General features: G+C 39.3%; 5 protein-coding genes and 1 pseudogene. 5 read left to right on the top strand and 1 reads right to left on the bottom strand.

Features of this window, described 5'->3' with window-relative positions:
* A partial coding sequence (locus MMG82_RS20910) for an insulinase family protein (protein WP_241407372.1) occupies positions 1 to 2,663 on the bottom strand: 2,663 nt, incomplete at its 3' end.
* Between the two features lie 488 nt (positions 2,664 to 3,151).
* Here MMG82_RS20910 and MMG82_RS20905 point away from each other — a divergent pair.
* The 5 genes and pseudogenes from MMG82_RS20905 (at position 3,152) to MMG82_RS21615 (ending at position 7,770) form a co-directional block, all read left to right on the top strand.
* The gene (locus tag MMG82_RS20905; protein ID WP_047534996.1) at positions 3,152 to 3,769 is read left to right on the top strand and encodes a MotA/TolQ/ExbB proton channel family protein; all 618 of its coding nucleotides are present in this window, start codon (positions 3,152 to 3,154) and stop codon (positions 3,767 to 3,769) included.
* The gene (locus MMG82_RS20900) at positions 3,762 to 4,184 is read left to right on the top strand and encodes a biopolymer transporter ExbD (RefSeq protein WP_241407371.1); all 423 of its coding nucleotides are present in this window, start codon (positions 3,762 to 3,764) and stop codon (positions 4,182 to 4,184) included. The genes MMG82_RS20905 and MMG82_RS20900 overlap by 8 nt, the downstream gene beginning before the upstream one ends.
* An 8-nt stretch (positions 4,185 to 4,192) precedes the next feature.
* Complete coding sequence (locus MMG82_RS20895) at positions 4,193 to 4,921, top strand: TonB family protein (protein WP_241407370.1); 729 nt, start codon at positions 4,193 to 4,195, stop codon at positions 4,919 to 4,921.
* A 167-nt stretch (positions 4,922 to 5,088) separates the two neighbouring features.
* A pseudogene (locus tag MMG82_RS20890) lies at positions 5,089 to 5,572 on the top strand (IS4 family transposase); the annotation flags it as partial.
* Between the two features lie 194 nt (positions 5,573 to 5,766).
* Positions 5,767 to 7,770: a methyl-accepting chemotaxis protein gene (locus MMG82_RS21615; protein WP_277622271.1), complete on the top strand. Its 2,004-nt coding sequence runs from the start codon at positions 5,767 to 5,769 to the stop codon at positions 7,768 to 7,770.
* Positions 7,771 to 8,142: the final 372 nt, after the last annotated feature.

Below are 8,142 nucleotides of genomic sequence, written 5' to 3'. Positions count from 1 at the left end.
TTAGCCGTTTCTTTTTTATGTTCAGTAATTACAGTAACACTGTGCTGTATTGGAAAAATTTGTGCCGCCAATGTTGCTAACCCCTGATTAGTAACAAGTGATGGTAAGCTATAAATATTTTCAAGATATCGACCATCACCGTAACGATGATCACTTAATTCAAGTCTCTTCAGCCAAGTGGAATCAATTGATAATCGTTGCTTCTCTGCATAACGAATATTCGCAATAAGTGGTGCTAAATCTTGCTGTTTTAGCCATTGGGGCATTGTTTCGAGTACGTTTTTCGCAGCATTAAGCAATTCTTCGCGACGTTCAGGAGCACAAGAAAATGACAATACTATTTCTGCGCGATCTGATTGTGGATTAAAGGTCAGATCAAAGCTAACACTATAGACACCTGCCAATTGCTGACGTAAGCGTTGTTTTAATGCAATATGAGTGAGTTCCGATAAGCTTGATGTTAAAAATGCACGCTCGGGAGACCACTCTAGTTGACTATAACCTTCAAGCTTTACTTGTGTTTTAGGAGTACCTTGTAGTGTACTCTCTCTTTTATGATGTCCTGTTTTTTGCAATAATGGAGCAGAGATCAACGTCTTATTACGTGTAATTGTAGAAACCTTTTGTTGCCAAAGTTCTTCAACGTCACTAGGTAATACTCCAACAACATAAAATGTTACAGGTTGAGATAATACTTCTTTAGCTATAGTTTCTAACATTTCTACATTAACTTCTGCCAGCATTGATTCATCGAGAGTTTGTAATTTCGTTAAGTATTTTTCCTCTATCATCAAACTATTTACATCGATAACATTTTTATTTTGTCTTGCAATATGGTTCCGTAAATCTGCTTTTACAGTGTTAAGTCCATCCGCTGAAATTTGTCCTTCATGCAACTGTAAGCTATATGCATCGAATAATTGTGCTAATTGTGCCGGTGCAATAACTGCAGCTTGGCTTAACTGCTGCGACTTATAGACCCAATTCCACTGGGGCATCAGTTTCCACTGCTCCTCTGACCAACCTCTAGGTGGCGTCTGTTGCCATAACTGCACTGCAATTTGACTTAATTGTGGTGATTGAGTTTGGTTATCAAAGCCTACATCAGTTACTGCGTTCACATAAACTTTTCCATCGCTTGTAGGGCGCTCTAACCATATGATTCTATCGCCATTAGTTAGCCACCATTGGCTTATCGCTGGTGCATCACCGATAGGCGGAGTTCGCTTAAAGCGTTGAATATCCCCTTCAGGGTAAAGCGTGATTGGTGGTAATGTAATAACTTCTGTTGTATCAATGGGTTTAACATCATTGACCAGATACGGAACCGTCGGCGTCAGTAGTTGTCTAGCCTCATTTTGTATCTGTTGTACAGTAGATGCCAAAGGTAATGAAACTTTTGCGTTTCCAGGAAGTTGGTAATACAAGAATTGGTCTGGCGCACTCAGCAACTGTTTAAGCCGATGGTTGACTGTCTCTAGCGTTATTTGCTCAAGAAGGCTTAATTGATGTGCTGCTTTTTCTTGGCTATTAGGTAGTACTTTTCCTGCCATAACAGCATTTGTGATCTTGTCTTCCCAAGCTTGGTAATCGCGATTGATTTCACCCTTCATTTTTTGGCGCTGAAGAACTTTTCGAGCATCGTCTTTAAGCTCATTGAACTCTGTGGCATCAATACCAAACTGCTTAAGACGTTCAACTTCAGTTAATAATAGTTTTAGTCCCGCATCATGGTTGCCGGTTCGCATAATCATCGCTGCAACAACGCGATGATTTAAAGGTTCCTCTAAGCGTATACTAATTGCTTGATCATCAATCAAAGAACGATCTCTAATAACTTGGTTTCGCATCAACTTACGTAAAAAATATCGTACTAGGTCATCAAACTCGCGTTCATTAGTGGCTGCAGGCGCTAAAACACTACGAAAACCGTATACAACCGCAGAGGTTGTTCCCTGTGGATCTTGTACACTACCAATGTGAAACTGCTCAGCCAAAGGCAACTCAACATAATCACGGTTTGGTATAGGGGATGTCTTCTCTTGTCCAAAATATTGTTCAATTGCTTTTAAAGCATCTTGCTTATCAATATTTCCGGAGATGATTAAAGTCATATTAGATGGGACATAAAATCGATGATAAAACGCTTTGATTTCAGAAACTGGTGTACTGAGAATGCTATCTTGAGTGCCAATTGTGGGACGATTAACATAACGAGAGTCATGACGAAGTTGTTCTTTTTTTAAACGTTCAACTCTATTTACTGTACTTTCGCCACGTCGCCACTCTTCAAGAATCACTTTTTGTTCTTGTTTCCAGTCTTCTTCATCAAAAATAGCACCAAATGCGATATCACCCATTAATGCTACTGAACCCAACAAATCTAAACTGTCATTGACTCGAGTGCGCAACATATACTGAGTTTCAGTCTCTCTTGTCATAGCATTGATTTGTTTTCCTGTACTCCAACCTAAAGAACTAAAATAGCTATGTAATGACTCAGGATGAGCAGAAGTTTTACGGAAAACCATATGCTCAACCATATGCGCAACACCGCTATAGCCTGTCTCATCAACTGAACCGGCATTGACGATTAATCTGATATTGAATGGCTCGTTAGCGTTATCACTATCATATAAAAAGTAAGTTAAACCATTCTCCAATTGTCCATGAGTAACAGACTTGTCCCACTGCAACACATTTTTAGGTAGTGAACTGCAACTAATAATTAGTATGGATAAAATAGCGATTTTCAGCGAACGTAAAACAATGCTAAACGGAGACTTGAGTTTAAGAGGGAGGCTACAAAAAAAAATTGAGTGCATTATGGTCAATTGAAGTGGCGTTAAATTAGCACAAATGCTATTGATAACAGTTCTCACAAACAAGCGGATTTACAAATGCTTCATGTAGCTGATACATTTAACAATAAAGACTTAAAATCCTATCAATCTGAAATTTAAAGTGAAAACTAGCAAAATCTATTGCCCTCACTCTCATCTTTTAGACTTACAAATGCATAAATTTTGAACTTCCTCCCAATTTCAACACTGAAATGTAAATATGTCATACCGATGACCTTTGCCTATTGCAAATAATTACTATTTACATAAACTACTTCGCCTATTAATTACAAATCTACGGGGTTCCTATGTTTGATAATGTTTGGAGCATCGGTACAGCTATTCCTCTTCTCTTGTGCTCTATCATTACGCTTGCGTTAGTCGCTGAACGTACGCTGTCCATTGTACGACTACCAAGATTGTCAACTCAGCGACAACAACAGGTAAAACAGCAATTACAATCTGGGGATGTGGATAATGCATTCAAAATAGTGATGAATGGTGATCCATTTTATGTAGAAACTTTGTCTTTGCTCCTCTCTCTTAAAGAGTTAAAACGGGACATCAGAGATGAGCAAGTAAGTTTCCATCTTCGTGAATTACAGAAAAAGATTAAGCAACGTCTTTCAGGACTTATTACGATTGCAACCCTTGCTCCAATGCTGGGATTACTTGGCACAATTATTGGTTTAATGCGTGCATTTCATGATATAGGCGAACATAAAGGACCTGTGGAGCCTGCTATTGTTGCTGATGGCTTATGGCAAGCACTTTCCACTACTGCTGTAGGACTTGTTATCGCTGTTATATGCATACTTGCACATGCGTTACTAGCCGCAAAAGTGAGATATGCGTTAGTTGAAAGCACAGATATCCTTAATCGATTCTCCTATGCATTAGGCCAAGCAAGGAATGAAAATGATTGATTTAAATGAGGATACAACACTGGAGGTGCCTGCTCCAGATACAATGACACCGATGATTGATGTAATATTTTCACTCATCGCTTTTATGATGCTGATGATTAATGCGCCACTATTAAAAATGGATATGTCATTACCTCAAGCTCCAGAACAAAATCAGCGAACCTACGCTAACAGTGAGTTCGTTAGTCTTGGAATACTTGCCACAGAAAATAGCTACACTCTAAATGAAAAGCCTTTAAATACCAGTGAATTAGAAGGAAGTCTTGTACAATTAAAATTGCAAGGTGAGTTAAAGTTGATGATAAAGACTGATAGTGCAACACCTGTGCAACGCATGGTCGATACGCTTGCATTGCTAAATAGGCTAAAAATCACTGACGCGCAAATCGCTCTTAGCGATAGAAGTGGTCTATAGGTCGATTAATGAGCCGCTTCAATCTGTTTATTATTGGATCGATTTTCGTCCATATACTTGTTGGTGCTTTTTTTATTTGGAATCCCTCATCTTTACCCGTAACTCTGGCTCAAAGTGATAGTAAAATAGTCAGCTTAGGGCTAATGACTGCAATCGCTGGTAGCATTTCCCAGCAGCAGGTTTCAGCAGTAACGGCTCCGTCTAGCGATGCTGAACTTCAAGAAAAGCAGCCACTACCTGAAAAAAAAGCCCCAATCAAAGCATCTCCTAAAAAACAATCAGTACCAAAACAGAAAAATGAATCTACGGATAAAGAAATAGTTAAGAATAAAGAAAGTCAAATAGCCAAAGCAGATACCAAAATCGGTGCATTAGGACAACAAGGAAGCACTGCTAACGATCATAAACAGCTTGAAACAGGAACAGGACAACAAATCGGGGGAGCTGAAATTAACCATCAATATGATCTAGAAATTCGCCGGCATCTATTATCATTTAAGACAACGCCTAAGCGCTTATCTCTTCGGAATATAAAAGGTGTTGTTAATTTGTCTTTTCGTATTGATCGTTCAGGGAAAGTTTTGCAACAGGAGGCAACTGTTTTACAAGGAAAACAAGGTTTTCGACATGAAGCCCTCGCTATGCTAAAAAGTGCAGAACCTTTTCCAAAACCGCCAGAAAAAATCGACTGGCAAAGTCGTGAATACCAAATAGATATTAAATACCAAACTCAGTGAGTCAATTAATGGTATTGTTTCCTCAATCGTTTAAACTAAAGCGGTTGTCACTGAGCCCTGAAGAATTCCCTGATGAATTTCAAATAAATCATTAAATTAGAGTGAGCTTGCACCTTAACGTGTGATCAGATGGAAGTACGAACAAACATCAATCACATGACATCAAGGTGCAAGTGTTAACTATCTTACATCAATCTCTCTATCAACATTGTCCAGAAATCCATCAAAGCGACTCAATACTCTCATGGTTGCCTGCAAAGCCCTCATCAATGCGGATTGCCTCACCCTAACCCATTTAGGACGGCATATTGATGGCTCCAGCACACAGATTAAACACTCGATAAAACGGATGGATAGATTGTTGGGTAACTCACATCTTCACCATGAATTATCAGTGGCATGCAAAGTGGCTGCTAACTACTCATACAATGCCGACAATACTGGTGGATTGGTCTGATATGTGAACTGATTGCACTACGCGCCTCTATTGGTATCAATGGCCTTCCATCACGCTCTACGAGCGAACATTTCCGAGGCACTTAAACTGCCCATAATCAGTTTCTGAATGAACTCAATAAAATCTTACCTGACAACATTACCCCGCTGATTGTCACTGACGCGGGCTTTCGTAATCCATGGTTTCGCAAAGTCGTGTACTGGTCAACCCAAACTGGACTGTATTTTAATGAGACTAAAGTCGTCTAGTGAAATAATGACAATTCAAAATTTCTGTTGCTCGTTAGGTAGATTGTCTATCAGTGTCTATATTCAAATAGGATACTATTTTTAAAAAGAGCTTTTTTACATCATACTAAATCGTAAACTTAAACTAGAGGTTAGCAGCAATGGTTTTCTGGAAAAAAAAACAACATCAAGTACAGCAATCTGTAAATCAAACCATTTCCATTAACCTCACTATATTTAGCAACCAGCTCAACGAATCAGCGCTAAGTGACTTAAAACTTGCCGATGGCACGGCGTTGGTAGTTGCCTTTATCTCTCCCAATTGCGATTTTTCAGCGGTAAATCGCAAACTAAGACAAGCGATGCCTTGGGCAGAACATATTATTTCGGTGATGACGGCTGGAGAACTGGGAGGGGGTAATCAACTTTATCATGATACACCGACAAATTGGGATGGTATTGTACTTCATGCTTTCTCAAAAAAAATCATGAGCCATTTATCGGTGCATTCTATACCGTTATTTTGTGAAGATATTCGAGCTGGGCGTCCGACGCTTTCTCCTAAACAACGGGTTGACAAGATTGCTACTGAGCTAAAAAACCTACAAATACCGTTTGATATCGGTAGTAAGAGTACACTTGCCCTGACCTATTTTGATGGGCTAACTACTAGCGAGGATTTTTTTACTCAAGCGCTATATAAGTTGCGTAAGCATCCTTGCTACTTTATCGGAGGCAGTGCAGGTGGAAAATTAGATTTCAAAGTAGCGGATGTGGCGTTAGATGGTGAAATTCAACGTAATCGAGCTATTGTGTGCTTTTGTAAAATAGCTGAAGGCTACCGCTTCGGTATTTTGAAAAGCCATAATTTCCAAGCCACTGGTATAGGGTTTTATGTCGCAAAATTTGATCCATTCACCCGTACGCTATACAGTGTTTTAGACGATGAAATGAACATTGTGACACCCGTGGATGCCTTGGCCCGACATTTTAAATGTTCAGCAGCGCAACTGACTGACCGACTGATTAGTTACTCCTTTGGTGTTGAAATTGAAAACAGCATTTATATACGCTCGGTGGCAGCAATTAATAATGATGGCAGTATCACTTTCTTCAGTGATATGGCCTTTGGTGAAAAGTTGCTGTTAGTTAAAGCTAGGGATTTTGCCCAAGCTACCGCAGAGGATTATCAAAAATTTTTACAAGGCAAACCTGGAAAACCAGTAGCCATGATTGCCAATGACTGCATTTTGCGACGGCTAAATAACGCCGACAGTATCAGCAATGTCAATGCATTTAATGGTGTTTGTTTATCAGGATTTTCAACATTTGGAGAATATCTTGGTTTACACCAAAACCAAACGGTAACAGCAGTAGCATTTTTTGAGGTTGCCAAAGGGAGCAAATATTTTGATGAGTATGCTGACAATTATCCTTTCTATTTGTCATCATTTTCTAGCTATCATTTAAATACGCGTCAAATCAGTTTAGAACGTATAAATCACCTGCAGTCAAATCTCATTTCACAAATGGCGAAATTTCACCCGTTGCTACAAGCTTCGACAGAACAGTTGAAAGTTGTTGCCTCTCAGTCAAACGAGTCAGCAATTCGTCAAGTACAACTCGGTGACAAATTTACCTTGTTTATGCAGCAAATCGCACAGCAGCAAATACAAAGGCAACATCTCACTAAAGGTATGGTTGAACTTAGGGCTAGCGCAGAAAAAATTGTTAATATAATTCAATCAATTAGTGGAATTGCAGAACAGACAAATTTGTTAGCACTTAATGCAGCGATTGAAGCTGCACGTGCAGGTGAAGCTGGCCGAGGTTTTGCTGTGGTTGCTGATGAAGTTCGCGCCTTATCACAACGTACCCAAACAAGTGTCAAAGAAACAGGGGAAACTATCGGAAGTGTTTCGAACTCAATCAAAGGTATTTCAGAGGCAATTGATAGTATTAACGATGTGCTCACTGTAATTGAAACTGACTCAAAACAGCTGAGTCTTGAACTATCCAGTCTGTCAAATGCATCGAGAGAAGCAGCTAATTTAGCAGAAATGGATATTGCTAAAGCCAATCAAATTTACCAACAAATGGTCTATATTGAGGAGGAAACCCACTTAATTGAAACCCTAACAGAGTTATCAGAGCAACGACATTGATAAAGGTGAAGTTGCCTACACTTGGTGTAGTAATTATCTGTGTACTCATCTGTATTAGCTGGAAAAAATTTAGCTCAAATCTAAGCTGACAGTGGCATCCTAAAAATGGGCAACAGTCAGATCAGGTCTGAGCGAGCACGACTCACCCTATATTGCCAACATAAAACGGTGCTATAGTGATAATTGTTTCTTTTTAAATCGCAAGTAGGCATGTCCTCTGGTTCTATACTTCCTATGCGACCATGTATAGCGAATCAACAAACCTCTCTTAGCATGTATCTATCACCATCGGTATAAGAATGATTCAGGCATAGCAATAACTGCGGTAATCATCCACTAAAATATCAATATCTAAATTAGACACTATAACCC

The sequence above is a fragment of the Shewanella sp. MM_2022_3 genome (assembly GCF_022557375.1).
GTDB lineage: Bacteria > Pseudomonadota > Gammaproteobacteria > Enterobacterales > Shewanellaceae > Shewanella > Shewanella xiamenensis.
This window is presented reverse-complemented; position numbering and strand designations above follow the sequence as displayed.